General features: G+C 46.4%; 29 protein-coding genes and 1 pseudogene. 26 read left to right on the forward strand and 4 right to left on the reverse strand.

Annotation, left to right across the window (positions count from 1 at the left end):
• Window positions 1-7 precede the first annotated feature (7 nt).
• The 7 genes from KKH3_RS12350 to KKH3_RS12385 all read left to right on the forward strand — a co-directional run bounded on the left by KKH3_RS12350 (window position 8) and on the right by KKH3_RS12385 (window position 5,821).
• Window positions 8-205, forward strand: coding sequence for a tautomerase family protein (locus tag KKH3_RS12350; RefSeq protein ID WP_039359963.1), 198 nt, complete (start codon window positions 8-10; stop codon window positions 203-205).
• A gap of 218 nt (window positions 206-423) precedes the next feature.
• Window positions 424-777 carry a putative quinol monooxygenase gene (locus tag KKH3_RS12355; protein ID WP_039359966.1) on the forward strand — a complete coding sequence of 118 codons (354 nt, stop codon included), beginning with the start codon at window positions 424-426 and terminating at the stop codon, window positions 775-777.
• A 92-nt stretch (window positions 778-869) separates the two neighbouring features.
• Window positions 870-1,766: a LysR family transcriptional regulator gene (locus KKH3_RS12360; RefSeq protein ID WP_039359969.1), complete on the forward strand. Its 897-nt coding sequence runs from the start codon at window positions 870-872 to the stop codon at window positions 1,764-1,766.
• Window positions 1,767-1,874: 108 nt separating this feature from the next.
• Window positions 1,875-3,035: an NADH:flavin oxidoreductase/NADH oxidase gene (locus KKH3_RS12365; RefSeq protein WP_080756540.1), complete on the forward strand. Its 1,161-nt coding sequence runs from the start codon at window positions 1,875-1,877 to the stop codon at window positions 3,033-3,035.
• A 185-nt stretch (window positions 3,036-3,220) separates the two neighbouring features.
• Window positions 3,221-3,562: a helix-turn-helix domain-containing protein gene (locus tag KKH3_RS12370; protein WP_039359972.1), complete on the forward strand. Its 342-nt coding sequence runs from the start codon at window positions 3,221-3,223 to the stop codon at window positions 3,560-3,562.
• 711 nt (window positions 3,563-4,273) lie between these two features.
• The gene (locus KKH3_RS12380; protein ID WP_234991501.1) at window positions 4,274-4,972 is read left to right on the forward strand and encodes a DUF1080 domain-containing protein; all 699 of its coding nucleotides are present in this window, start codon (window positions 4,274-4,276) and stop codon (window positions 4,970-4,972) included.
• A 165-nt stretch (window positions 4,973-5,137) separates the two neighbouring features.
• Window positions 5,138-5,821, forward strand: a complete 684-nt coding sequence (locus KKH3_RS12385) for a TetR/AcrR family transcriptional regulator (protein ID WP_039359978.1) — start codon at window positions 5,138-5,140, stop codon at window positions 5,819-5,821.
• A gap of 392 nt (window positions 5,822-6,213) precedes the next feature.
• Here the strand turns inward: KKH3_RS12385 and KKH3_RS12390 are convergent, their stop codons facing one another.
• Complete coding sequence (locus KKH3_RS12390) at window positions 6,214-7,014, reverse strand: MipA/OmpV family protein (RefSeq protein WP_039359980.1); 801 nt, start codon at window positions 7,012-7,014, stop codon at window positions 6,214-6,216.
• Between the two features lie 1,026 nt (window positions 7,015-8,040).
• On the opposite strand from KKH3_RS12390, the gene KKH3_RS12395 reads away from it, so the two are divergent.
• From KKH3_RS12395 to mobC, 19 genes and pseudogenes are all read left to right on the forward strand, one after another.
• Complete coding sequence (locus tag KKH3_RS12395; protein WP_039359983.1) at window positions 8,041-8,967, forward strand: hypothetical protein; 927 nt, start codon at window positions 8,041-8,043, stop codon at window positions 8,965-8,967.
• A gap of 141 nt (window positions 8,968-9,108) precedes the next feature.
• Entirely contained in the window at window positions 9,109-9,303 is a 195-nt protein-coding gene (locus KKH3_RS12400) for an AlpA family transcriptional regulator (protein ID WP_039359985.1), read from the forward strand.
• Window positions 9,304-9,319: 16 nt separating this feature from the next.
• Window positions 9,320-9,908: pseudogene (locus tag KKH3_RS12405) on the forward strand (DUF2857 domain-containing protein).
• On the forward strand, window positions 9,898-10,107 hold the full coding sequence (locus tag KKH3_RS21775) for a TraR/DksA family transcriptional regulator (protein ID WP_039359988.1): 210 nt from the start codon (window positions 9,898-9,900) through the stop codon (window positions 10,105-10,107). The pseudogene KKH3_RS12405 and the gene KKH3_RS21775 overlap by 11 nt, the downstream one beginning before the upstream one ends.
• 417 nt (window positions 10,108-10,524) lie before the next feature.
• Window positions 10,525-10,746 carry a hypothetical protein gene (locus KKH3_RS12415; protein ID WP_039359991.1) on the forward strand — a complete coding sequence of 74 codons (222 nt, stop codon included), beginning with the start codon at window positions 10,525-10,527 and terminating at the stop codon, window positions 10,744-10,746.
• Window positions 10,747-10,822: 76 nt separating this feature from the next.
• The gene (locus KKH3_RS12420) at window positions 10,823-11,488 is read left to right on the forward strand and encodes a lytic transglycosylase domain-containing protein (protein ID WP_039359993.1); all 666 of its coding nucleotides are present in this window, start codon (window positions 10,823-10,825) and stop codon (window positions 11,486-11,488) included.
• On the forward strand, window positions 11,485-11,766 hold the full coding sequence (locus KKH3_RS12425; RefSeq protein ID WP_039359995.1) for a TrbC/VirB2 family protein: 282 nt from the start codon (window positions 11,485-11,487) through the stop codon (window positions 11,764-11,766). Before KKH3_RS12420 ends, KKH3_RS12425 begins: the two co-directional genes overlap by 4 nt.
• 9 nt (window positions 11,767-11,775) lie before the next feature.
• On the forward strand, window positions 11,776-14,523 hold the full coding sequence (locus tag KKH3_RS12430) for a VirB4 family type IV secretion/conjugal transfer ATPase (RefSeq protein WP_039359997.1): 2,748 nt from the start codon (window positions 11,776-11,778) through the stop codon (window positions 14,521-14,523).
• Between the two features lie 23 nt (window positions 14,524-14,546).
• Window positions 14,547-15,263, forward strand: a complete 717-nt coding sequence (locus tag KKH3_RS12435) for a TrbJ/VirB5 family protein (protein WP_039359999.1) — start codon at window positions 14,547-14,549, stop codon at window positions 15,261-15,263.
• 10 nt (window positions 15,264-15,273) lie between these two features.
• On the forward strand, window positions 15,274-15,498 hold the full coding sequence (locus KKH3_RS12440) for an EexN family lipoprotein (protein ID WP_039309855.1): 225 nt from the start codon (window positions 15,274-15,276) through the stop codon (window positions 15,496-15,498).
• Between the two features lie 11 nt (window positions 15,499-15,509).
• Entirely contained in the window at window positions 15,510-16,550 is a 1,041-nt protein-coding gene (locus KKH3_RS12445) for a TrbL/VirB6 family protein (protein ID WP_039360002.1), read from the forward strand.
• 87 nt (window positions 16,551-16,637) lie between these two features.
• A complete protein-coding gene (locus tag KKH3_RS22290; protein ID WP_039360005.1) occupies window positions 16,638-16,778 on the forward strand; it encodes a putative periplasmic lipoprotein in 141 nt (46 codons plus the stop codon).
• Entirely contained in the window at window positions 16,771-17,454 is a 684-nt protein-coding gene (locus tag KKH3_RS12455; protein ID WP_039360008.1) for a VirB8 family type IV secretion system protein, read from the forward strand. Before KKH3_RS22290 ends, KKH3_RS12455 begins: the two co-directional genes overlap by 8 nt.
• The gene (gene virB9 / locus KKH3_RS12460; protein WP_076995009.1) at window positions 17,451-18,344 is read left to right on the forward strand and encodes a P-type conjugative transfer protein VirB9; all 894 of its coding nucleotides are present in this window, start codon (window positions 17,451-17,453) and stop codon (window positions 18,342-18,344) included. Before KKH3_RS12455 ends, virB9 begins: the two co-directional genes overlap by 4 nt.
• Window positions 18,341-19,573, forward strand: coding sequence for a VirB10/TraB/TrbI family type IV secretion system protein (virB10, locus tag KKH3_RS12465; RefSeq protein WP_039360014.1), 1,233 nt, complete (start codon window positions 18,341-18,343; stop codon window positions 19,571-19,573). Before virB9 ends, virB10 begins: the two co-directional genes overlap by 4 nt.
• Complete coding sequence (gene virB11 / locus KKH3_RS12470; protein ID WP_039360017.1) at window positions 19,563-20,579, forward strand: P-type DNA transfer ATPase VirB11; 1,017 nt, start codon at window positions 19,563-19,565, stop codon at window positions 20,577-20,579. The genes virB10 and virB11 overlap by 11 nt, the downstream gene beginning before the upstream one ends.
• A 43-nt stretch (window positions 20,580-20,622) precedes the next feature.
• The gene (locus KKH3_RS12475) at window positions 20,623-20,925 is read left to right on the forward strand and encodes a hypothetical protein (RefSeq protein WP_039360020.1); all 303 of its coding nucleotides are present in this window, start codon (window positions 20,623-20,625) and stop codon (window positions 20,923-20,925) included.
• A 659-nt stretch (window positions 20,926-21,584) separates the two neighbouring features.
• Window positions 21,585-23,321: a type IV secretory system conjugative DNA transfer family protein gene (locus KKH3_RS12480; RefSeq protein WP_039360023.1), complete on the forward strand. Its 1,737-nt coding sequence runs from the start codon at window positions 21,585-21,587 to the stop codon at window positions 23,319-23,321.
• An 8-nt stretch (window positions 23,322-23,329) separates the two neighbouring features.
• A complete protein-coding gene (gene mobC, locus KKH3_RS12485) occupies window positions 23,330-24,082 on the forward strand; it encodes a MobC family replication-relaxation protein (RefSeq protein ID WP_039360026.1) in 753 nt (250 codons plus the stop codon).
• Between the two features lie 33 nt (window positions 24,083-24,115).
• Here mobC and KKH3_RS12490 read toward each other — a convergent pair whose 3' ends face one another.
• The 3 genes from KKH3_RS12490 to KKH3_RS12500 form a co-directional block, all read right to left on the reverse strand.
• Window positions 24,116-24,430: a CcdB family protein gene (locus tag KKH3_RS12490; protein WP_039360030.1), complete on the reverse strand. Its 315-nt coding sequence runs from the start codon at window positions 24,428-24,430 to the stop codon at window positions 24,116-24,118.
• Between the two features lie 2 nt (window positions 24,431-24,432).
• Window positions 24,433-24,669 (reverse strand): type II toxin-antitoxin system CcdA family antitoxin, encoded by a 237-nt coding sequence (locus KKH3_RS12495; protein WP_039360032.1) that lies wholly within the window; start codon window positions 24,667-24,669, stop codon window positions 24,433-24,435.
• 327 nt (window positions 24,670-24,996) lie between these two features.
• Window positions 24,997-25,914, reverse strand: a complete 918-nt coding sequence (locus KKH3_RS12500; RefSeq protein WP_039360034.1) for an ArdC family protein — start codon at window positions 25,912-25,914, stop codon at window positions 24,997-24,999.
• Window positions 25,915-26,372 lie beyond the last annotated feature (458 nt).

A 26,372-nucleotide genomic window follows, 5' to 3' on the forward strand; every position in this document is an offset into this window, starting at 1 on the left:
ACATACCATGCCTGTAGTAAATATTCAGATGTTTGATGGCCGTGATGAGGCTAAACCTGCTATTGCCCGTGCGGTAACAGAAGCTATTGCGACACACGCCAGTGTCGATCCACAGTATGTTTATGTCATTTTCAATGATGTGAAAACCGAAAACTGGGCTATTTCTGGCGAAATTTTTGCGGAAACGATGAAAAAGTCAGGTTAAATAGCGCGTTTAAAACTGCCGGACGTCCAGTACCGTGCATGACTTGATATCACGGTACTGAACACGCAATGTTTACATTCGTTGCTTATATTTCAAATCAACATAATTATTATCGAAAGAGATCAATCGGTTTATTTATGTTGAGTAATGTCGGGATATAATCAGCAAATTTTAAATGAGATGTTATTTCTTTACTATTCATTATGCAGGATGTTGTAATGAAAAATGAAATTATGTGTGTATTCACTCTTTCTGTAAAAGAAGGACAGTTTGCTAATTTTCGCAATCTAGTGTCTGAAATTGTAAAAGAGACTGAAAATGAACCGGGAACACTGACCTATATGTACAGCGTCAGTGATGATCAAAAGACAGCACATATCATTGAAGGTTATAAGGCGGATGCGCTGGTATCTCATGTCGATGTTACCTTTGCTCCGTTTGCTGAACGCTTTCTTTCACATGTTGATGTAACCGGCCTGACTGTATATGGTGAAACCGATGAGCATATCAGAAAAAGACTGGATGCCTTTGGCGCTGTTTACATGAAAATGTTTGCCGGTTTTACTCGCTAACTCTCCCCGGATTAAACGCCATTTCCATCTGCTTCGCCTGAAAGCCGAGGGGTTGCTTTATCTCAATTTCAGGCGAGTTGTAGGGGGATGTTATGTTATCAAAAGTAGATTTATTGCGTTATTTTATCACAGCAGCTCGCTCAAACTCATTTAAAGAAGCGGCAGAAAAAATGGGGACAACTCCGCAGACCGTCTCCCGGTCTATCAGGGAGCTCGAAAGTGCATTAGGAGAGATCCTCTTCTATCGCAATACGCGGAGCATCAGTGTGACGGCATATGGCCGGGGTTTACTGCCGAAGTGTGAAGCTGTCATTGAGAAAGTGAATGGAATTTTCAATACACATGGTAAATCCCATGGTGATAAAAGCATTAATGGGCTTGTGAAGGTAACTGCACCCGTATTTCTGGGCCAGCGCTTTGTTTATGACACGCTGTCCGGTCTGCTTGAAAGATATCCTAATCTCAGTCTTGACCTTAAATTCACTGACAATGAAGAGGACTTCATTCAAAGTGGCATCGATATTGGTGTGCGGGTGGGGAAAATTGATAACAACAACTATCTCGCCAGAAAAATTGGCACTGTAAAATTTGATATCGTTATTTCATCTCGCGAATTTGAATCAATCAAACTCATCTCATCAGTCGACGAATTAACCGATCGCTCTATTATCCTGATGAAGGATCCAGCGACAGGGATAATAAGGCATTGGCATGACAGCCATGGCAATAGCTTAAGGTTTAATAAGGTCAAGCTTATTTCAAACGACTCTGAAACAATATGCAAAGCAGTTTGCGATGGCATTGGCATTGCTCAAATACCTGAAATGGTTGCAAGAGAATATTATCTTCGGGGAGAGATGCAAAAAGTTAATGTTACTGGTTTGATGGATCAACTCGATATCTATGCTTATCGACCTCAATCAGGACCCGTTCCTGACAGAGTCAGGCTCGTTTTTGATGAAATTGTTAAATCCATCGTTAGCACATAACCTTAAAATTGTGATTCAGAATCACGATTTTCGTGATTTACCTGACGGTACAGGAACTTTATATTCTCCACATATTGATGCGTTAATATCATTTAATGAGAGAACACTATGACAGCTAAATTTACGCCTTTTGAGAATACAGGAAAACACCTTTCTCATGCCGCTGAAAATATCAACCCTGTACCCCTGTTCCAGGAATATGGAATAAAAAGTTTAACGTTAAAAAACCGTATCGTCGTTCCCCCTATGTGCACATACAGTGCAGAAAATGGCCTGGCTAACGATTTTCATATCAGCCATTATGGCAGTCTGGGACGTGGCGGTGCAGCTCTCGTGATTGTAGAAGCCACGGCGGTGTCTCCGGAAGGGCGAATCACACCTTCCTGCCTCGGTATCTGGAATGATGCGCAGGCAAAGAAACTCGAACAAGTGGCATCAGCAATAAAATCTGGTGGTGCAATCCCGGGCATTCAGCTTGGACACGCAGGCAGAAAAGCCAGCGCAAACGAACCATGGAATGGGGATGATCATATTGTTGCTGGCAATGAAAAAGCATGGGATACGATTGCGCCTTCAGCGGTTCCATTTGGTGAACACCTTTCACATATCCCTCTGGAAATGACAACTGCTGATATCCGTAGGGTACAGAACGATTTTAAAGATGCGGCATTAAGAGCCAGAAATGCGGGATTCGAATGGCTGGAGCTTCACTTTGCACATGGATACCTGGCTCAGAGTTTCTTTTCCGTTCACTCCAACAAACGTAGTGATGAGTATGGCATTGACTTTGAAGGCCGGAGCCGTTTCCTGCTGGAGACGGTTGCACTGGTAAGAGAAGTCTGGCCCGAACAATACCCACTGACGATTCGATTTGGTGTGCTTGAGTATGATGGAAACGATGAGGTCACCTTACAGGAATCAGTTAAATTAATCACTCTGCTTAAGGATAAAGGACTGGATCTTCTTGATGTCAGCGTCGGATTTACTGTACCGGGAATGAATGTTCCATGGGGAAAAGCATTCTTGGTTGAAGTCGCAAGGCAGATGCGTAATGCCGCTAAAATTCCTGTTGCTTCTGCATGGGGATTAGGTGATCCGGAAGCCGCAAATGATGCCGTTGCGAGCGGGGCAATGGACCTGGTGATGATAGGACGAGGTTTCCTGGCAAATCCATTCTATACATTTGAAATTGCCAAGAAACTCAGCAAAGAGAATCCGTCCTGGGTTCTTCCGACTCCGTATGCCCACTGGCTCGAACGTTACAGATAAGAATACCAATAATAATAAAGGCTAAAGCCGGTCGACTTTTATGCCACTAAGGACTAACAACACAGGACGTGTAATTTTAGCCGGGTTTCCCGGCTTTTTTATCTGGCACAGTCCAGTTGAAGACCATAGTCGGTTATAAATATACAGGTTCTATCTATTAATTGAGAAAAGCAGGATGATATCCTATGAAGTTCGCAGAAAAAATTGTAGACGACTTAATTAAGTGGATTGAAGACAATGTAAACCGCCCTCTTTATATCAGCGACGTTGCAGAACAAGCGGGTTATTCTAAATGGCATCTCCAGAGAATATTTCACCAATACACTGGTGAAAATCTCGCAAGCTACATCAGGAAGAGAAAACTCAGCCTTGCTGCTCGCGACCTAAACAGAACGAATGAGAGAGTAATCGATATCTCACAGAAATATGGTTTTGATTCACAACAAATTTTTACCCGCTCATTTAGTAAAGCCTTTAACGTATCCCCGATTGCCTACCGGAAACAAAACAATTTATTAAATCCTTAGTCGGCCTGCTAATGATACAGAGAATGATGAAATCCAGTCCGTGTCCACTATCTAAGATGTTCTTGAGGTAGTTGAATATCTCGAAAAAACTAACTATATATGACCATGCCCGATATGGGAATCCAGGATCCGGCCAGATTGAACTTGGTTGACAGAGAGTTCATGGCCTGGAATCCTGTCAATTTCAGTGACGGGATTATTGAAGACAGGGTCGCGAAGATATCTTTATCTTGATTCAAGGCACGAAGAAGAATTATGACTGGGGCTGCCAGTTTCTTCCATATGCTTTCATCCCTGCCGATTGGCATACAACAATGTTAGTGATGTCTTCATCTACATAATGAGGGCATACCATGGGGATTTTTTCGCGTACATCACATCCGCATCTGCTTGCTCCATAAGTCTTATCTCATCTCGTCACAACAAGCACTGGGAATCCCTACGAAATGTTTGGAGTGTCCATTCGAAATGAAACTTTATCTTTCGGAACATCCCCATTTATTATTGGTCAGATGTTTTTTCATCTATAAAACTTTTTATGGTTCAGGAGTATACTTTTGCAAGAGGAAAAACCAACGAAACAATATATCCGTCCATATGAAGAACGATACAGTGTCATCCATCTCAAGACAAACTGATAATACCGTTCGGTAATATTAATCAGAGAGAGGATTGAGCATCATAAAGTTAATTCAAAAAATCGGAGAGCTTATGAGTTTGATACCTAAATTTCCTTTTACCACTGCTTTTCTTTGTGCTGCTGAAATGTTTTCGGCAAGTGCTTCGGCTAATATTACTATCAAGGATTTCACTCTATCCGGTGTATCTCTCGAGCAAAGTACCTTCAAAGGTGAGCCAGCATTCAAAATGACCATGCCAACTGATGCCATTCAGGATCCGAAGAAGGAAAAACTGGCAGATCGAAATTATATGGCTTGGTTACCGTTTGATTTTGGTGACGGTGTAATTGAGGTTGATATTGCCAGTAAACTGGTAGATGAAGCGCCAACCTATGCCAGAGGTTTCATTGGCCTGACTTTTCGTATAGACAGCAAGGGACATTTTGAAAGTATCTACCTCCGTCCAACAAATAGCGTTGCTGAAGATCAGGTTCGGCGTAATCACAGTGTTCAGTATGTAGCTTATCCTGATTACAGATTTGACAAACTGCGACAAGAATCCCCAGAAAAGTACGAAAGCTATGCTGAACTGGATATGGAACGCTGGATACACATGAAAATTGTTGTCAAAGGAGAAAAAGCTGAGCTTTATCTCGACGGAAAATCAACGCCATCACTTATAGTTACAGACTTGAAACTGGGTGCAAACCAGCGAGGTGGCGTTGGTGTATGGCTTGAGTCCGGTACAATGGCATTTTTTCGAAATTTGAAAATAACGCCCGTATCCTGAATAAGGTAAAAGTAATCAACTAACTCAAAAAATATGCAGGTCACCTCGCTATATGAAATAAATTACCATGTCCATCATCGCCCCTCTTGACAATACCGAAACGATACTTCATCGTTTCGGTATCTTACATCATTTTATCGTAGATAGGGATTGGGTGGAGCATAGATGTCCAGAAGCAAATCAGAGAATGTCCGAAATGCCTTTTTGTCCGCAGCAAGAGATGTATTCCTTGAGGTCGGATTTGAGCAGTCCACCATGGATCAAATAGCATCAAGATCAGGCAGTGCAAAATCTACATTGTATCGATATTTTGACTCAAAGGAGTCGTTGTTCTCCGCACTGATAATCAAAGCATCACAAGGAAATGACAATGAAATCATCAATTTTTTGTACCGCACTGGTGATGGTCCACAACCGATTAGCTCATCAGAAAGTGCTGTAGACTCACTTATTTTCCCAAGCCATGAAGAAAATTTTAAAGACGCGCTGACTAAATTTGGGCAGTACATTCTTTCTAGTTTTCATACACCACGCGCTCTTGCTGTCAGGCGTATGATGATTACTGCGTCCGCAAATCCAGACTTAGGGAAATTGTTTTATGAGCAAGGTCCAAATAAGGCCATACAACATCTAGGACTATACTTTAAACCTCTCATTGATCGAGGGTATTTATACAAATCGGATCCTCATATTGTTGCTTGTCATTATTTCGGCTTGCTTGAATCTGAGGTAAATGAAGCTGGTTTACATAATGTAATAACCCAACTCAGTGAACAGCAAATTACAAATATTGTTTCACGCGCAGTTGAAGTTTTCATACGTGCTTATGTTTATAAATCATCTGATTGAGACTTCCATCTCCCCCTTAACAGATCTATAGACAACCTAGTAATAAATTTTATCACTTAATATTATTTTTTTAAGCAGGTTTTATTAAAAAACACCATCAAATAAAAAGTAAAATGTACTGCTTTTTTAAATGTCTATGAATGGTCCCCGTGCTTTTCTTTCTTATAGATATACAATCCCTACCCGGGAATAACAAAATGCATCCATTCTTGGCTTGGAACATTATGACTATATTTCCGGTAATAATAGCTACTGGCACATCGATTATAAGAGATATAACTGCATGCCAGTCATTTCTTGTAAGACCTAAACGTACTATCTAGGTTATTTCCATTGCTGATATTTTATCGCTCATGGTATAAATTTCCATGAGCGATAGATCCTTTAGCTTATTAAAAACGGTAAATATAACCGATAGTTACCGATGTCTGACTTGAGTTGTCAACCAATGGACTATCTTTAATCGCACTCCCAAACCGGGTGGCACTTGCATCAAGGAACAGCGTATGCTGGCGGGCCATGGTATAATCCATACGAATTCCCACCTCCAAATTGGTAGTCGAATTACCCTCATAAAAACTGCGATCTACCCGCACCTCTGATCTTTTCACGCCATAGTAATAATCAACAAATTTGCTATCAACCCATTCGGCAGCTAACCTAGGTGTTAAACCAAACGCCCCAGATGCAAACCGTTTCTCTGCCTGCAATTTTGCTCGAGACCCTTTGCTATATCCGGACACTTCACCGAGAATTTCCGCCGAAAGATCGGCAATCTCGGTTTTCCACATCATTGCTCCCCCGGCCCATATACCTCCCTTGCGGTCATCCATACCAGTAAGAAATGGAGAGTCATCCGCATCATAACCATCCCCGGCATATCTGGCTCGTAGGCTCAGTGTAAATGATTCGTTAGAGAGAAATTTAAGATCTACTTTAGGAATAGAAGCACTAATCCATCTGTTTTCATACGAAAACAAGGGTAAAGGAAGTACATCAACGTCAATATCACGATATGGTTTTTGAACAGCTGCAACACCGGCACCTATCCCCCATTTCGAAGTTTCATTACTGCTACTAGTTGATGTTTCTGCTATTGCAGCGGGTATCCAGAAAACTGAAATCATAAGAGAACCCAAAACATTAGGCACCGAACAGCCAACCGACTTACTAGAGTGAGAGCGATGCTTCATTGCATAGTCCTTTTTAACGTGGGGGGATGCACAGCCAAGAGCCTTCAATCATGGCTCGAAGCTCATAAGTCTGGAGAAACCCATTCATCATCAGTGACATAATGACCAGCCAGTTTATTTGGCCTTGACCAAGGTGGTACTTTACTGTGTTGGCTTCACACGCTTCTTATTCTGCTAACATTCTGATTTAAAAATTAAAAATCCTGCAAGCAGCTCATATTGAGCTATCACTCCTCACTAAGGATTTGCTGCAAAACATCTTCGTTGCAGTCTTATCTATTGATGACCATGGCAATACAATATTGAGTTAAAAACCTTTAAATACATTCACTTGTGATTTTCACTGCTGCCACCGCGCCGCTATAGCTATAAAACCGCTTCAAACAGCCAACACACTGGCGTTTGCGTACGGTACAAAAACGATTCATAATAACGAAACGATACTGTTTCGTTTCGATTGTGTCAATCCATAACGATACGAATTTGGTTTACGCCTATCTCCGAGTTACCAGGGGATTACAGTTAACTGATTCAGCATGATGTCGCTGGGTGGATCCCACTGCTTAAAAATGCTTTTTCGTGATTCTGGAATGTTACGATTGAGATGAATTGGGAGTTATTTACAGCATCCGGAGAATCCTATTGAAACTATTTTTATTTGTACGTTTATCCACTATTAGTTAGATAGTTTATTTTATAAACGGTTATTTATTGCATAGAACAGAAATACCCATAAATCATTTACTCTTCTTTGAAGAGAATAACCAAAATTACCTTCAAAAGGCTAAAGAACCATTTTCATCATGATACGTTCAAGACGAAAAAACTATGATTAAAATATAAAAAAAATTAACATTTTTATTTTCATCATAAGAAACACCTCATTATTTTGCATAACAGAAACATTCAATAAATTTCAACTTAATAATTCTTTCATGGTTGTTATTTCCAAAAAAAACAAAACCATCACTTTGTTAAGTGCAGATATAAAAAATTTTGCACTTAATTAAGAAGAGGAAATAAGCCATGAAGAAAAATAACACCTTATCTAACATTAAGAATGTCATGCCAAATTGGATTACCATAGATGAGGCAGTAAATACGGCCAATCAATTAATAAACAAAAAAATTTCGCACAGTGATATTTACAGGAGTGCCCTATGCGGAAAAATATCCCTATCAATATATTTCCAATCATCTATAACGATTCGAAAAACAAAAGAATATAATTCTAAGCTAAAAGTAAAACCTACTGAAAGATCATTATTCAACAGGATATGCATCCTTGATAGTACTTGTTTCCTCAGCGGTAGGAATTTAATATCTAGCACTGAAGGTGAGTATATTTCTGCTACCCATTGTGTACTTGAAACAGCTCTAGTAGGTCATGAATATAAACTAATACAACGACTACTTGCTAAATCCCTAAACATCCCAACACCAATAAAAGGACCTGAATATACAAATTATGGTATTTTTGTAGTTGTTTCCGGAATTACTTATCAAGTATTTGAGAGAACGACCTGGAAGGAAAGATTTGAACAGCAATTGAGGAGACTACCTAAAAGTACTGCAAAGGAAATCAGTGAAATAGTTTCATCCAATCGTATAAGCAAACGCTATAATAAAGAATTTTTCCCGCTCCATTACTTGCCTCAGGATGCATGCTTTGTCATTCTTCAAACTGAACTCGAAAAATTAATCAGTTTACGACTCAAAAACGAAAGTATCCCATTCTCCTCGACACGCATAACTACACCATTATCAAGACTATTCTGGCTCTCGTGCAAAAACAATGAGTCAATAAGTTCATTAATCAAACAACCCTATAAACTACTTTCCATCTTCGAGCAGTGGGCCTCAGTAGAAGGCATGACTGATCGACTCAGCGGTGACACATTGAAAACTGCGCTTGAACGCGGTTCACCCGCATCATTTTTAGCATCAAAGTAATATGAAGTTAAGATCTTCTACCTAAAAACCCGTATTAAGGATTGTGATGTCCGTAATACGGGCTCATCAACTGTCATCCTCTCCCTCACTGTGCTTATTTGTCATCTCCGGGCATATCCCATTTCTGCGCTGGAGGTATCTATGACATCTCATCAGTTATTACGCCTGAAACAAGTGGAAGTAAAAACCGGTCTGAAACGCTCGCAAATCTACCTGTACATGAAAGAAGGCACCTTTCCCTCTTCAATAAAGATTGGGCCAGCCAGCGTCGCCTGGCTCGAATCTGAAATTGATGAATGGATTAACTTCAAATTAGCTAACCGCTTAACGCGCTGAAGGGAGATAGAAAATAATGTTTCCCTCACTGAATTATGCGGTATTAACAAACGCTCTTGCCGGCTCAAGGAAGGTAATTTTCGCTATTGTGAAACGTTAGGATTCACATTTGACGAATTAAATACCCTCAATCAGCTATCACTCGACGAACTGTTTATCGTCAGCCGGGCATCGGCGCAGTTTATGTCGATTACTGTTCGTCACGACGCTCTAAATCAGATTCTGGCATTGTCTCGCCAAGAGGCTCAACGCCAACAACAGATTAATCGGGCCATCAGATTGGGAGGGTCTATTGCACTCCTTAATCATTTTTTTGGCCTCACCTCGAATGAAGTCTGCGCTCGTCGCCGGTTGCTGGGTGTCACTATCCCTTATGGCCGAACACCTATCCCAGATGAAGTCATTGATGCAGAAATTTGGCTGTCATGGAAAAAGAACCGCTCTGAAAACCTTGATACACCTGATGCACTAGAAGCCATGATGCAGGTCACTGAATCGAATCGTTGTCCTCTTGGGAAAAAGGGCCTTCCCTGACCGCCGTCTGGAACCGTATCACTCTTTGTGAGAAAGAAGCACTGAACAGGAGGACATCGCATGCCAGATGAGATCGATCGCGATCAAGAATTTAATGAGCAACGTCTGGAAGAGATGATTGAACAGAACCGTTTCAAGCCAGCAACTACACCCTCATTACATTACTGTCGATTGTGCGGAGAACCCATTCCTGAGATGCGAAGGGAAACCCTTCCGGGAGTGACAACCTGCACAGAATGCCAGACTATTCTTGAGCACCGTCAGCGCTGATAACAAAATGACATTCGCGCAGAGAAGTTATCTTCTCTGCACGTTTTTTATTATCTGAATAAATCACTATGCGATTTTTACCCATGCGATGTATGGATTAAAAAATATAACTAATTTAATTAAACCCAATCACTGGGAATAACTGAAGTGTATTTATCTCTCATTCCCTTTTTGATTTTCTCATTCTCATCCTGACGCCAATATCGCACGCTAATCGCGCCACCTTCCACTGGCGAGATTTATGGACGTTTATTCGTCCGAGGCGAGTATTGCTCTTTAAAAATATGAACCGGGCTGTCACACAACCACAATTCAGGGTGCCGCTGAATGTTCTCGCTGACCCGTTGAAACCGGAATGCAGAATCGGGATGTGATCGATTGAGTTACTCACCATGACTTTATATTGAAGGAAATAGCATGAGAAAACCTACCTATCACGTATTTGTCACGCAGGAAAACCAGCCCAATTCTAACGGAGAGAAAAACACCTACTGGACAAAGGTCGGCGTGGCGTTCGCCCATAACGGCAAACCTGGATTGAACATCGTACTGACACCTGGTATTGCTGTCTCCGGTAAGCTGGTGCTCCTTGAGCCGAGAGACGATAACAATACGCCGCAGGCACCCCAGCACGATTAACGCTCAATGCCCCCTCCTTTTCTTGCCATCGACTATCTGATGGCGACGTGTAGCTCGACTTTTTATCGAGGCAACCATGCTTTCACCCACTGCTTTTCTGGCGGCGGTCATGCAGTGTGCCGCCACAATTCCCCCCTCCACCGCGTCTGATGTGGCAAAAGTGGAGTCCAGCTTTAATCCGTATGCCGTCGCGGAAATTGTGCCAAAGAAAGAGAGAAAACCCGGCAGCGTAGGTGTCATTTCTCATCAGCCCACCAGCAAACAAACTGCCATCAACATCATCAAGAAGGTGGCAGCAAAAGGTCGCCGTTATTCGGTCGGTCTGATGCAAATCACCAGTACCAACTTCCGGCATTACGGCGTGACAGCTCATGACTTGTTAGACCCCTGCACCAATCTGTCCGTTTTTGAGCGTATCCTCACCGATTGCTACCAGCGAGGCGGCACGCTGAAAAAAGCACTCAGTTGCTACTATTCCGGCAATTTCAATACAGGTCAGCAGCCAGAACCCGCCTTAAATCAAACCAGTTATATCCAGCGTATTGGCTATGCGGTCCCGTCTACGCGGGAAGACCTAAAGCGCAGTACCACCAGCCAATCCACTCCAGATATCCATTATCCAGCCACCATCCTGCGCGGTGACCTTACCGATAAAACCACACCTGTTGTGACCTCCTTGCGCTATCCCGACGCCATTCTTCGCGGCGATGTATCCCTACCTGTAATTAATGAGGAGCAATGAAGATGCAAAAACGTAAACACTGGCCTGCGTTTTCTTCCCTGTTGATATCAACCCAAACGCTGGCAGCCGGGAGTGGGTTTAACAAAGCCAACGATACGCTGAGTAATACCGCCACCGGCTTGCTCGGGCTGGCCGCCGTTACGATCACACTGGCAACCATGTGGGTGGGTTACAAGGTGCTGTTTGACGGTAAAAGTCTGCATGACATGCGCAACGTCATTATCGGAGCCATCCTGATCGTCGGCGCATCGGGCTTTGGTGCCTATTGGGCATCCTAGGGGGAACCGATGACTACCCTGAACAAAGCGCTGACCCGCCCTGCTGCCATTATGGGCATCCCTCTCGTCCCGTTCGTGATCGTCAGCGGGGCTATCGTCCTGCTGTCGGTCTACACCAGCTATTACCTTGCGTTGTTGTTGATCCCAGCCTGGCTGGAAATGAAAGCAAAGGCCCGAACGGATATTCATTATTTCGGACTGCTGTGGCTGGCCTTTAAAACCCGTGGGCGATTTGCCACGGATCGCCATTTCGGTGCCCGTGCCATGCTGGCAAGCCACTATGACGCCGTCGATGTTTCGGAGTTTACCGATAAGATGAAATTAAACGAGCGCATCACGCTGGATAAATACATTCCCTACTCCTCCCATATTCATCCTCACATCATAAGAAATCGCTCCAGTGATTTAGTCGCTACCTGGGAATTGGGCGGCACTGTGTTTGAATGTGAGGACGAACATCATCTGACATTGCTGGCAAGCCACCTCAACAACCTGATCCGCTCGTATGAAGGGCTACCAATCACCTTCTATATCCACCGCATACGAGAGCAATATCAGGATGGTTTTGATGCCAGTTCGGGTATCCCTTTTTCGGATGACGTCACGGAACGCTATTACCAGCCACTAAAAGAGAAGCCGCTCTGGCGGCATCGGCTGTTTTTCACCGTCTGTTATGCCCCTTTCTCCACGCTGGAGAAAAAAGTCATGAAGACCCAGACCGCCGGAAAAAGGAAAGCTGCGCTGGATGATGCCCTGAAAGGGATGATGGAACACCATGAATCTATCAACACCGCCCTGTCACGCTATGTGGCAACACCATTAGGTACTTATGAGGAAAAAGGTCGGGTTTACTCTTCGCAACTGGCTTTCTACCATCGCCTGATGACGGGAAAATGGCAGAACGTAGCGGTGACACGCACACCGTTTTATCACACTCTCAGCACGCCGGATGTGTTCTTTACCACAGATACCGCCGAATGTCAGACGGTCGGCGGTTCCCGCTTCTTCCGCAGTCTGGAAATTAAAGACTATTCACCGGAGACCTACACTGGCCTGCTCGATGCGCTGCTGTATGCCGAAAGCGAGTATGTGCTGACGCAATCTTTCACCTGTATGGCACGAGATGAAGCGCAAAATCATATCCGACTGGCAGAAAAACGGCTGAACTCAACCGATGATGACGCCATTTCGCAGCGAGAGGAATTGATCATCTTACGCGACCTGCTCCAGTCCGGGCATGTGTCTTGCGGCAAGTATCATTTCTCGCTGCTGGTCTCGTCCGCCAGCGCCGATCAGGTAGTCAAGGAGACCAATGCGCTGGCTCAGCCTTTTAACGATCTCGGCATCATGACATCCCTGTCTACCCTGTCGTTACCTGCCGCTTATCTGGCTCAACTTCCCGGCGTGTATACGTTACGCCCCCGTCTGGTGGTGGTCAGTAGCCAGAATTACGTGGATATGGGGAGTCTGCATAACTTTCATCCCCACAAACGTCACGGCAATCCGTGGGGTGAGGCTATTGCTATCCTAAAATCCCCCGGTGGTGGCGGTTACTATCTGAATCTGCATGACAGTCAGGCAGGACGGAATGACTTCAATGAGAAAACGCCGGGGAATACCGCCATCATCGGTAAAACCGGTTCAGGAAAGACCCTGCTGATGACGATGATGAAACAGTTGATGCAGAAGTACCGTAATCCGGCGACATTTTCCGCCTCTGCCACTCTCAAACGGCTGACCACCGTTTACTTTGATAAAGACAGAGCGGCGGAGATGTCTATCCGCCAGATGGGCGGTCGCTATTTCCGTATCCGGACCGGTATCCCTACCGGATTCAACCCGTTTTCACTTGCGCCAACTCGACGAAATATAAGCTTTATCAAGCGACTGATTCGGATGCTATGTCGTCGTGACGGTAAGCCACTCGATCCCCGCGATGAAGAGCGCATCAGCACCGCTGTGGATACCATTATGCTGGACTACCCGCCGGAATACCGCCGTTATGGTATTACCCGGCTATTAGAAGTCTTGCCAGAGCCACCTACCAAAGAGGCCCGAACTAACGGCTTGCGAATTCGACTGAAACAGTGGGCGCAGGGCGGTGAATTCGGCTGGGTGTTCGATAACGAGGAGGACACATTCAATATCAGTAATATTAATAACTTTGGTATCGATGGTACGGAATTCCTGGATGACGACGACATACGCGGGCCGATCACTTTTTACCTGCTATACCGCGTCACCAGCCTGCTGGATGGTCGCCGACTGGTGATGTTTATGGATGAGTTCTGGAAATGGCTGGCTGATGTCGAGTTTTCTAAATTCTCCCTTAATATGCTCAAGGTGATCCGCAAGCTGAACGGCATTTTTATCCCCGCTACCCAATCGCCCGATGAAATCGTCAGGCATCCCATCGCTCCGGCGATTATTGAGCAGTGCAGTACCCAAATTTTTCTCGCCAATCCCAAGGCCAGCCATACGGATTACGTGGAGAAAATGAAAGTCCCGGAAAGCGTTTACGACATGGTTCGTAACCTTGATCCGAGCGAGCACTATATGGTCGTCCTGAAAACACCACTGCGTGCTGGTGAAACTCGCCCGTTTGTCGCCATGGCAAGAATGGATTTATCGGGTCTCGGAAACATCACAAAAATCCTGAGCGGCAGTGAAGACAACCTGAAAATATTTGATGCCATTTATCAGGAAGGTATGTCACCCACCGACTGGAAAGAAACATTCCTTAACAAAGCCATCTGATATTCACCTCGGAGGTTATCACCATGCAAACCAGAAAGATGTGTCTGGCGTTATCGCTATTGATGTCTACACCAGCGATAAGCGCCGGTATCCCGGTATTTGATGCCGCCAGTAATACCGAGTCGATTAACCAATGGATACAGAAACTCCAGCAATGGCAAGAAACGGTCACCCATTATAAAAGCGAGCTTGACGCCTATAAGCAGCAATTAGCGACCGCAACAGGCATACGGGATATTCAGGGATTTCTCCGTGAGGCGAAAAGCCTGAAAAACGATATCGAAAATCTGCGTAAAAATGGTATTTCACTGGATGATCTGCTGACCAACCCAAGCGGTTATTACTCTTCTGACCTTCAACGCTTGTATAGCAAATATCAATCGTTTGATATTTGTAATCAGTCCAGTTCATCGCAACATTATCTTGAAAGTTGCAAACAGCTTGTCCTCAATCAGGCGGTCTCAATTGAGAATACCAGCGATGTTCAAAACAAGATTAATAGCACATTAAACGATATATCAGACTTATCTGACCGCATTGCCAACGCCAAAGACTCGAAAGAGTCACAGGACCTGGCTAACGCGGTGGCAGCCAAAAGCGTACAATTGAACGCATTAACCAGCCAATGGGAAATGTCAGTCAAGCAGGCTGAACAGCGATCCGTGATGTTGACTCAACAACGCCAAAAAGCATTCAATGAACAACAACTCGTCTCCCCGATTCCTGACTTTAATCATTGAGAGGGTAAGAATGAAAACGTCACTTTGCATTTTTCCGATTATTTTAGCCTCATTATTTCTGGCGGGATGTGACAACCCGAAATCAACGCAGTGGTACAAAGAACATCCGGATGAACTGAGTCAGCGATATAAAGCGTGTGAATCATCCGGCGATGACTCCCAGGATTGCAAAAATGCACGAGAGGCGCGATTTGAACTCCGTCAGGAAAATGCCAAGGTTCCCGATTTGAATTAAAGGGGTCATCTATGTCAGGTGGTATGTTTGTTGGAATGAACAACACGATCACTGACGGTTTACATGCCGTACTGCGGGGACAAACCTCCGTGTACGGCGATATGGTAAGCGTTATTGCCGTCAGCTCCTTCACGTTATTTGTCACTTATCGGGGTTATCAAACCCTGGCTGGAAAACTCCAAACGCCTGCAGAAGATGTCATATGGGATGTTGGGCGAATGCTATTAATCATGACATTCGTTTTAAATCTCGATGGCTGGCTGGATTTAGCCATTTCGGCCATTAACGGATTAACCGACGGCGTCAGCGGTGATGACAATGTCTGGGTGTTACTGGATACCGTTTGGGCGAAAGCGCAAACGATAGGACAAAAGCTTTATCAGCAGGATGATTCCACCTATGTAAAACTCAACGGCGGTATTGCCCAACTTCTGGTCTGGGGAGGCGCAATCGTCACCCTGCTATTTGGTTCGGCGGTTAACCTGTTAGCCGGAATTATCATTGTATTAATGACCACCACCGCACCGCTATTTATTTTCTGCCTACTGTATGGATTCCTTATTCCGATGTTTAACAACTGGCTGAAAATTATCTTCACGGTGATCCTGACGATTATGTTTTCCGCGTTATCCATCAGGATTATCATCAATTATCTTAATGGGCTATTAGATAAAGCAGTTAATTTTGCTGATAGCGCCAATATCATCACACTGGGCGTTCAGTGCTGCGTTGCGGGTGTTATTTCAGGCATCATTATTTGGTTTTCAGCAAAAATCGCGAATGCATTAGGTGGCGTAGCCGTTCAAGTAGCACTACAGGGTGCCACTATGGGCGGTCTACGTGGGCTGGCGAAACCCTCTTCTGATGCAGCTAAACCCGCCATGAAAGCCGGGGCGGCGGGTGCCCGACTGGTGGCAAAAGGGAGCTCCAGCGCCGCCAATGCAGCAGGTACACTTATCGCCGCGGGCACCAGCAAAGCCTTATCCGCATGGCAAAAACGTGCGGCTTCTATCGATAGCATGAAGCGTTTCAACCAACAGCGTAACCGCTAATCCCCTTCTAACGCAGTATCTCCATCCCGTGCCGTGGAAACCGCCACTGGTATGGCATTTCTGGCTTCGACAAACACAGGAATCAATATGAAATCTAGCCTCGTCTTTCTGATGCTGTGCGTCCTCACGGGCTGCGCACCGCGTCCGCACGATTTGATGCCAGTATCTGGCGATCCTCAACCGGTTAATTCTCCCGCGATAATTCAGGAGCTGACAAAACATGTCTGAAACAGAAAACATCATTGCGTCATCCCGTACCTTTGAATCTGTCCTGCTGGAAAAAGATGAACGGGAAAAAAAGCTGGCGTGGCGAATAGCGGCCATAGGGTTTGCTTTGGCCGCTATGGCGATCACCGCACTGATTATTCTGCTGCCGCTGAAAACCACCGAAATCGAATTATGGTCGGTGGATAAACAAACCGGGCGCTATGAATATATGACCCGGATTAAAGAGCAGAATATTTCCACTGAAAAAGCACTGGCTCAGGCGTTAGCTGCGCATTACGTCAGGCTCCGCGAGGGCTATAACTATTTTGCTCTCCAGCGCGATTATGACAATGTGCAGTTATTCAACAGCGACAGCGTGAACCGGGATTATCTCGACGGTTTTAACAGCAATCAGGCACCCGATGTCATTTTCAATAAAGCAGAATACGTCGTGTCTATCGACATTATTTCCAACGTTCACGCGACCGCGACAGATCCTGACCATCTGGCGAATTTACGCATTAAACGGACTATCCGCCGCATTGTCGATAACTCGGTTAAAACAGATGTCTGGAACATTCGTCTGACTTATCGCTACCTCCCCCGCAAACAACTGACCGACAGCCAACGAGAAGTGAATCCGCTGGGGTTCAGCGTGACCAGTTACCAGCGAGATAAAGAACTGAGGGTTGAATGATGCTGAAAAAAACAGTGATTTTGTGGCTCCTTCTGATGTCATCCACAGCCTGGAGCGCGGCGATACCGCGCAGCAGCACGTATGACAGCCGAATGCAGCATGTCACCTATAACAGCCAAAATGCGACCATCGTCAACACCCGCCCCGGCTACCTCACCACACTCCTGTTTGATGACGATGAAGAAGTCATCGACGCGCAAGCGGGTTTTCCAAAGGGCTGGAAAGTCACAAAAAGCGATAACCGGGTCGGTATCAGCCCAAACCCTATCACCCAACCGGTAACCGATGATAATGGCAACAACATCAATAAGGTGTTTCTGCCAACGGCGAGCGAGTGGAGAACCAATCTCTTTGTCGTAACATCAAAGCGCGATTACAGTCTGGAACTGAACGTACTGGAGAATGACTCGCCTTCCCAGGCCTTTATTATCCGTTTTCGCTATCCGGATGACGAGCGCAGGCAATCCAAGGCAGCCAGCGCAGCGCGTCTGAAACTCCTGCGTGAAACACAGGAAAAGCAGCAGATAACGACAGCCTTCGAGCAGGTAACCACGCCGCGTAACTGGCTTTACACCAAACGGGTCGCGACGGGGTCAGCCTCCATAGCACCAGATTTCACTTATGATGATGGCCGCTTTATCTATCTGGGTTTTTCTCCCGTCAAAATGCTTCCGTCTCTCTTCCGGGTCGTGAACGGGCAGGAACAGACCGTCACGCCCCGCATAGCCAAACACGGAAACTATACCGTGGTCGTCGTGCGGGCAATGTCGCCACAGTTGGTATTGCGCTACGGCAGCGCGGTAGTCGGGGTTGAGAATACGTCATTTGGCAACGCCACCGTTGGCAGCGGTGACACCGTTTCACCTGTCGTTACGCTGGAGGCTAAATGACTGATAAATCCATTCCACAAACAACGGAAAAAACCGTGGCGGAGCTGGAAGTCGAAGCCCGTGAACGCGCCCGTTCAGCGATGGCGAGTCAGGCACCCGAGCAAAACACACCTCCCGGCCAACCTGAAGTAACCCGCTTCAAAAAAGCCTCCAGCCGCCGGACGCTGCTGGTCAGCCTGCTGAGTCTGTGCGCACTGATTGCACTGGCATTGGGTGGAGATCGCTTCCTTGTCGCATTAAAGCAAAGCGATGATAAGGCGGTTGAAACCACAACCCCGCCATCAGCCAGTACGGGGCAACATGAGCGTAAAAACCTCGGTATGGACAACAACCCGTTCGGCCTGTTTGATCAGGACAAACAGGAAACCGCAACAGATAATCACCCAATACAGGCGGCACCACCGTCAGATCCTCCCGCTTTAAATAAGGCGGCGGCACTGGTCGATGGGTCAAGTAGTGCCGCTGAGTCCACACAACGCGGTCATGCTCAGGCTTCACAAACTGCCCCTTCCGACTCACAGAGCTATCAGAACAAAGGCACACCAGAAAACACGTCTGGCACAGAGGCTAACGATGCCAATCCCGGTGTGGCAAAGGTGACCAGCGTCAGGCGACTGGGTCTCGATCCCAATCTTTACCTTCCGGTTGATCGTTATATTCCGTGCTCAATGATGCGGCGTTTTGTCTCTGATGTGGGCGGTCGTATTTCGTGCCTTACCGGTGAAGATGTCTACAGCGCCAACCATTACGTGAAATTGCTCCCTGCCGGAACCGTCGCCAGAGGGTTCTACCGCACCGGGGCGCTGCAACATGGTCGGAGCCGGATGTTTGTCATCTGGACGGAATTACGCACACCGGAACCCGGTAGCCTGCAAATCCCGCTGATTGATACCGAAGCCACCGGTCCATTGGGTGAGGCCGGGATTAGCGGCTGGATTGATACCCATTTCTGGGAACGGTTCGGCAATGCGTTGATGCTGAGCACCGTACAGGACGTGGCTGCCGCCGCATCAGATTCAGCGCCGGGGAAAGCTCGCAATACCGATTACACCGAAAACACCCGCGCTGCCGCGTCAGAAATGGCGAAAACGGCCTTAGAAAACAGCATCAATATCCCGCCCACGATGTACCTCAATCAGGGCGATGTGATCGGCATCATGACCGGTACGGATATCGATTTCTCTTCCGTTTATCAACTGCATCTAAAAAAGAGGTGGTATGAACGCTGAAAACCTGTCGCTGGATTTTATGAAAAACCAGTTATTTGGTGAATTTCTGCCACTGGCAGGCCTGACGGAAATCGCCATTAACCGCCCCGGAGAGATCCACACCAAAATAAACGGTCGATGGCAGAAGCATGATTCTCCGGTTACGTTGCGTCAGTGCCATGCGTTTGCCAAAGCACTGGCTTCATGGAATGAGGACAATATCGATGATACCTCCCCTATCCTTTCCGCCACATTAGGATCAGGTGAACGTGTCCAGATCATTATTTCCCCAGCCTGCGAGCGGAATACCGTATCTATCACGCTACGAAACCCGTCATTTGCGCAGAAAACGCATCAGTCCTGGATTGATGCCGGGTTTTATAACCGGATAGCCGGTAAGGAGAGAAACGAAAGCAAAGATGATGAACTGACCCGATGCTATAACAATGGTGATATTCCCCACTTTATCGAAAAGGCCGTCGAGTATGGTAAAACCCTCTTTATTGTTGGTGAAACCGGCTCCGGTAAAACCACCTATATGAAGACGTTGCTGCACTATATTCCACCACATCTCAGGCTAACCACGATTGAAGATAATCCCGAAATCCGGTTTTACCACCACGCTAATTATGTCCATCTGTTTTACCCGGCAGATGCCGGAGACGAGGCGATTATCACACCCGGCAGACTTATCAGAGCGAATTATCGCATGAATCCAGATCGGATTCTGCTGGCAGAAATTCGTGGGCGGGAGGCGTGGGATGCGCTGAAAATTATCGGTTCTGGGCATGAAGGTCTTATCACCTCCCTGCACGCAGGCAGCCTGGAAGAATGTATTGAAGGGATCATTGACCGCTGTTATGAAAATCCAGATTGCAAAAATATCCCGTTCGATGTGCTGTTACGCAAGGTGCTTAAATGCGTGGATATCATCGTCAGCGTAGATATTCACGGTGATATTCGCCGGATCGGGGATATTTATTTCAAACCAGTACACCTTCATCAAATGAAGAAATCATTCAGATAGACGAACAGTTAAAGCCCACTCATTCTCAATAAAGGTATTTGATATGAAAACGATCATATTCACCACCTGCCTTTTCTGCATGAATTTGCTACTGCCCTCTCCCGCAATCGCCGCCGATGCCTGTGAGATTGTTTTATGTCTGTACGGTAAAACAACCGGTAACGGCGGAGGAAATGAGTGTCAGTCTGCTGAAAACTATTTCTTGAATGTTGTAAAAAAGAACAGACATGGATTTCACCCTAACCGTACCGCCGATGCCCGAAAAGCCTTATTACTTGAATGCAAATCAGCCGACCCGAAAATTATCGACCAGATAATTAACAAATTTGGCCGCATGCGCAATTAAATTCAATGAAAAACGGCAATGAAAATATCCGGATTATTACCGATCCCCCAGTCAGTGCTGGATGGAAAACTCGGCACCGATCGACGGTTTTAGGCTTTTAAATTTATGCGAATAGCAGAAATTTAAAAGTGGTGTAAGGCGAGTAAATTCTATTTCGCAGAAATAGCTAGTTTGCGTCGCCGAACCCATCTGCAAACAGCCGCGCCCACGCGGATTTTGCAGACCGGGGGGAGCCGAATAAATTTCGCCGCCCCAGCGAGCGAAAAGCTATCGCCCACGATAGCGGTTTATTTGGGGGGCGTAGCCCCGCACACCGTCGCGCGTAGCGTGCGACGGTGTGCCGCCATTGACCCTGGGGGTTTTGGCGCGGCGTCCAGCCGCGACATTACCCCCATGTGACAGGCAGTGAGAGCGTCCAGCCCGAGCGTAATATCACACGCTGTTGCCCGTCATTCGGGCGTTTAAGGGAACTGACGACCACGCGTCGGCTGTTTTCTGAAAGCGCAGATAACGGGCATGAGCGTCGGAGACGTTCAGTGCTTTTCAGCCGTTTATGGGCGTCATCAACAGGCGTCGCGCGTGGGCGTGGGGTTTAACGTCCATCGGTGACGCCCATGTGATGCGCCCGTCACACCGAAATCAGACCGGAGATAACTGCGATGGGAACTCATCTGATGCAAAGGCTGAATGCCTTTTCGGATGCCTTTTCTGTTTTTCTGCTCTGGCTGCAACAAAACCCGGTAATACTGTCCATATTTGCCGGGCTGACACGGCCATTTATTTTTCATCTGCCACGTGAAGAAAGAAAAAATACCCCCTTCTGGTTAAAACTGATGGCGGGTGTATCCACCTTCTTTCTCATATTTGGCACCCTGTCACCGCTGACCATTCAGGGGCTGAGTTTTTTCTTCAAAGTACTCGACAATAACATTCTGCTCAGATTATCACTCTGGATACTGACTGTCGGATTTACCCTTGCAGGTTTGGCCTTTCATATTACAACCCGAAGGCTGCTGGCCGGAGAAATCGACAGCCTAAAACACAGGATGATTAAAAAAAGTAAACTGGAAAGAAATGTCAGAACGGATGTTCGTGAAGTCAGGGACATGTTACCTGACAGCATTGCGTATAATCCGCTGTATTATATTGACCTGAATAACGGTATTTTTATCGGGCTTGATAAAGACGACCAGCCGCAATATATCACCCCCGAAGAATTTCAAACTCAGCACGCCGACCTTATCGGCACCACAGGCTCCGGTAAAGGGGTGAGCGCCTGTGTTCTGCTTTATCAGGCAATACTTGCAGGTGAAGGCGTGTTTGTCGAAGATCCCAAAAATGATGAGTGGGCACCACATGTTCTGCGGGAAGCCTGCCTGAAAGCGGGAAAACAATTTGTTCTTATTAACCTGAATGACCTTCATTTCCAACTTGATTTACTGGCTGATATTTCTCATGAACAACTGGAAGAACTGTTTAACGCCGGTTTCAGCCTGGGTAAAAAAGGCGAAGGCGCTGACTTTTACCGTATCGCCGATCGCCGTGCAGCCAGAAATACGGCGGCCATTTATGAAAAGGGAATGACGCTACGCGACTTATTTGACACTGACTTTGTGAAATCCATCAGTGAAGATGTGCCTGCTTTTTATGGCGAGCTTGAGGAAATCGCTTTAGTGAACTCCATTAATGCCCGCAGCGGATTTTCCTTAAAGACCATTTTTGATGAAGGCGGATGCTGCTACATCATCGGCTCAATGCGTAATCAGAAAATCATATCGGCTCAGCGAATGATTTTAACCCGCCTGATTCAGATAGCCGAAACCCGTGACCGGATAAAAGGCAAACCTCGTCCGGTCGCTATTTTCCTTGATGAACTCAAGTATCACCTGTCCCGCCCTGCGCTCGAAGGACTAGGCGCAGCGAGGGACAAAGGTGTGCATATCATCATGGCCCACCAGTCAGTAAAAGATTTGTATGACTGCCCGGCAGATCTGGAGGGTGATGCCGTTGCCGGTTCGGTGATTGAGAACTGCAAGTTTATGCTGGTTTATCGCCTTCGCGATCCGGACACCGCCGACTGGGTGGCAAGGATGACCGGCTCTATTTTGGTTGACGATGAAATGAGGAAAGTTAAAACGGATATATCACTGACGGAGAAAATAGAAACAGACAGGATGATCCGCCAGGCTGAACGATATTATATAGACAGCAACATGTTGCTTAACCTCCCCCAATTTGTTGGTTTTGTTTTTACCCAGAATGATCTGGCGAAGGCAACCAAACTATTCCACATACCGGCAAAAAAGCAATATATCGACATTCTTTCATTTGAGAATAAAAACCCTTCGCACACCGAAAAAGAAAGCCAGATCCACAAACCCTCTATTAACCTGTGAGGCTATCAATGCTTGTTCATAACGTTGCTGAAAGAAATGAAGCCGCAAAACGGAGAATGCGGACATTACTGTACTTCCTCAAGGAAGAAACATTCTCTGATTTTCGGACCTTAAAAAGTGTTGTCGGCTATAAAGGAAAGCATAACCATGCGATGTATAACCTGCTTAATAAAGCAGTTGCGATGGGCATACTGAATAAATACGAATATCCGGTATTGACCGGTAAAAAATCATTGTGGGGGATCACCATGCAGGGGCTGGCGATGGTGGTTAGCGCTAATGACAAGGTTTTCCCCGCCTATTTTGAACCGGGGAAACTCAGACTCTCAACGCTGGAACATCGACTGTTAAACCAGCGGGTCAGGATCGTACTTGAGGAAAAAGGCGGTACGGGCTGGCTTAACGGCGACCGGGGAGAGTTTATGGCGCGATACCCGGGCGTCCGGCATCGACCGGACGGCATTATTACCTTAAACAGCGGTGCCATCGTTGCGGTAGAAACAGAGCGGTCGATGAAAACCCGCGCCCGTTACATCAGCATTATCAACAGTCATCTCGCCGCCAGCGATACCGGACGCTGGCACTATGCGATGTATGTTATGCCGGATGATAAAACTAAAGAATCGCTGGTCAGGCTGTTTGGCAGCATCAGAACGGTGATGAGAAACAGTGTTCCCGTTCCGTTTGATGGGAAGCACCGCGAGATGTTCATCTTTCGCACGATAGACGAACTTGAACAGGCCCCCGTCAGCGACGATTAAAGGCATACCTGTTTAACAGAATAGAAAGAAACGTCAGAACCCGTCGATGAGGAAGTCTATTGCAGCCTTTACCTGAGTGCGGTACTGCGACGCATCGCAAAACACCGCCCCCAGAGCCTGGACAGGGATACTTGCTAGTTCGTGGGTCATTACCGCGTATTCTTTGCCGTCCGTCAGCCTGACGACGGGGACAAGGCGATCCGGTCGGCGGCCTGCCGGATACTTTTCAATAGGGAGCAATGGGATCACTATCCGACGATTCAATTGCCCAATAATATCGCTCGTGACATCGAGCAACAGTGGATAAACGACGCTTTTCCCGGTATTACCGTATACAGTGAATTGCATGGTTAAAACGTCCTGTATTCATCGCTGAAACAACCCTGCTCATCATGAAAACGATTGAGTGCTGCGAGAGCCTCCCTGTTTTCTTCCTGCCATTTTTTCGCTTCATGATAGCGAAGTTCTGCATCCAGGGCGGTTGTCAGAGTAGCACTCAGATTAATACCCGCTTCACGCGCTCTTACCAGTAAGGCACGCTCTACTGTCATGGTCACGCTCTGCGTGTTGCGTGGTTTCGCGGTCATGGTTTCTCTCCTGCATAAAATACGTGCGCATTACACGGAATAATACACTTATCATAGCACCAAAAACAGGCCCTGCTACCGTTGTAGTCCTGCAAACTTCACAGCCAGTCGTCATACCTGAGCCGTGGTTTGCAGCAATCACCGCTGTACAAACGCCATTTGCGGGATGCGCGGGCTCTTTGCCGCCCGCACCCGCAGCCTGCGAATTTTCCGGGCATCAAATGCCCGGGAAATTCGCAGGGAAATTAATCTCCCTGAGACTTCTGTCACTCTGCCGCCCCGCAATAAGGTTAAAGCCGCACTCCTTTGCGGCTTATCATCTCCGACTCAAATCTTATCCATCAGATAACGATGCGCTTTTGAGGCGGCACTGGCTGCTTTGAAAACATAGCGCTTGTCGTTTTTCAGCGCCTGGAGCCATGAGGCAATATAGCTTTCATGCTGCACCTCTCCAACAATCCCCAACTCCGCCACTAATTCTTCCTCCGCATAATCTGCACTGCCAAATTTCCCTTTCATTTCACGATTAAGCCGTTTTTTACCACCGCTCCAGTGAACCAGCTCATGCAGGCCGGTAGCATAGAAATTAGCTGCATCTGAAAACAGATGGCGCTCCGGTAGCCAGACTTCATCAGTTAAGGGTTGGAAAAAGGCATTTTGTCCTTTCTCAATGATGTTTGCGCCGCTTTTTCGGAACAGATTTTCAGCCTCCGGCAACGGGTCAAAGGTTGCTTCCGGGCTGACTGTTGCAGTTATCAGCGGAAGGCCATCAATTTGTTCAACATTGAACACATTGAAGGTTTTCAGCATCGGGATCTGGTCGATTTCGCCGTCTTCGTTTTCTTTCTCTAAGGTTGTATAGAAAATGGCTGTCGTGCCGTGCTCGCCTTTACGAACCTGCCCACCGACTGCCTGTGCTTGTTTGTAGGTCATCCAGCTTGAATCACCGAAGCCCTGTTTTGACGCACTGCACCACAACAGCATGATATTCATTCCGCTATACGCGATACCGGTTGCGAAGTTGGAAGGCAACCCAGACATGCCCGGCACTCGTTGCCACGGGCAAGACCACGGTTTTACACCTGCTTCAAACGCTGCAATGATGTTGTTGGTGACAGTCTGATAAATATCGGTTTTGGCTTTAGAAAATTTCGTTTTTGAGGAGCCTGACTGCTCCAGCGGGGATACGCTGGTCGCCGCTGCGGTGTTAGGGGCGCTAGTCTGGGTATGCAGGGAAATGGTCATGTTTTTTCTCCGTCAGTGGTGTGATTTTCGTCTTCGTATCGCCTGACGGTTCGCTTTCCCGACATCGTTCCGGCACGCAAGGGCGCAGAATGCGTGCCATTTACCCTTGCGGGACGGGTTGTATTGGGAAACGATTAACCGGAAGCTGATACGGGAACGGAAATCACGCGGGAGAAAAACTGACCCTACATAGTCGGGTGTAGCGCCCCTTAGGCCGCAGAGGTGAAATGGGTTTGGGTTTACCGGGATACTTACACAACCTGGGTCACCGAGTACTGGTGCTGCAGAACTAAATTGACACATTCCTGCTTGAGCTCATGGGGAAACGCCTTTCTTCGCATTCTCACCTCGTTAGCGTTGCTCATTATATCTCTAACAACGTGTCCGAAATGATTAGACCATTACAAGCATGAAGCGGGAGAGAGACATCGGCATTTTGTCAGAGCACAAAAAATATT

The sequence above is a fragment of the Pectobacterium actinidiae genome, assembly GCF_000803315.1.
GTDB classification, from domain to species: domain Bacteria; phylum Pseudomonadota; class Gammaproteobacteria; order Enterobacterales; family Enterobacteriaceae; genus Pectobacterium; species Pectobacterium actinidiae.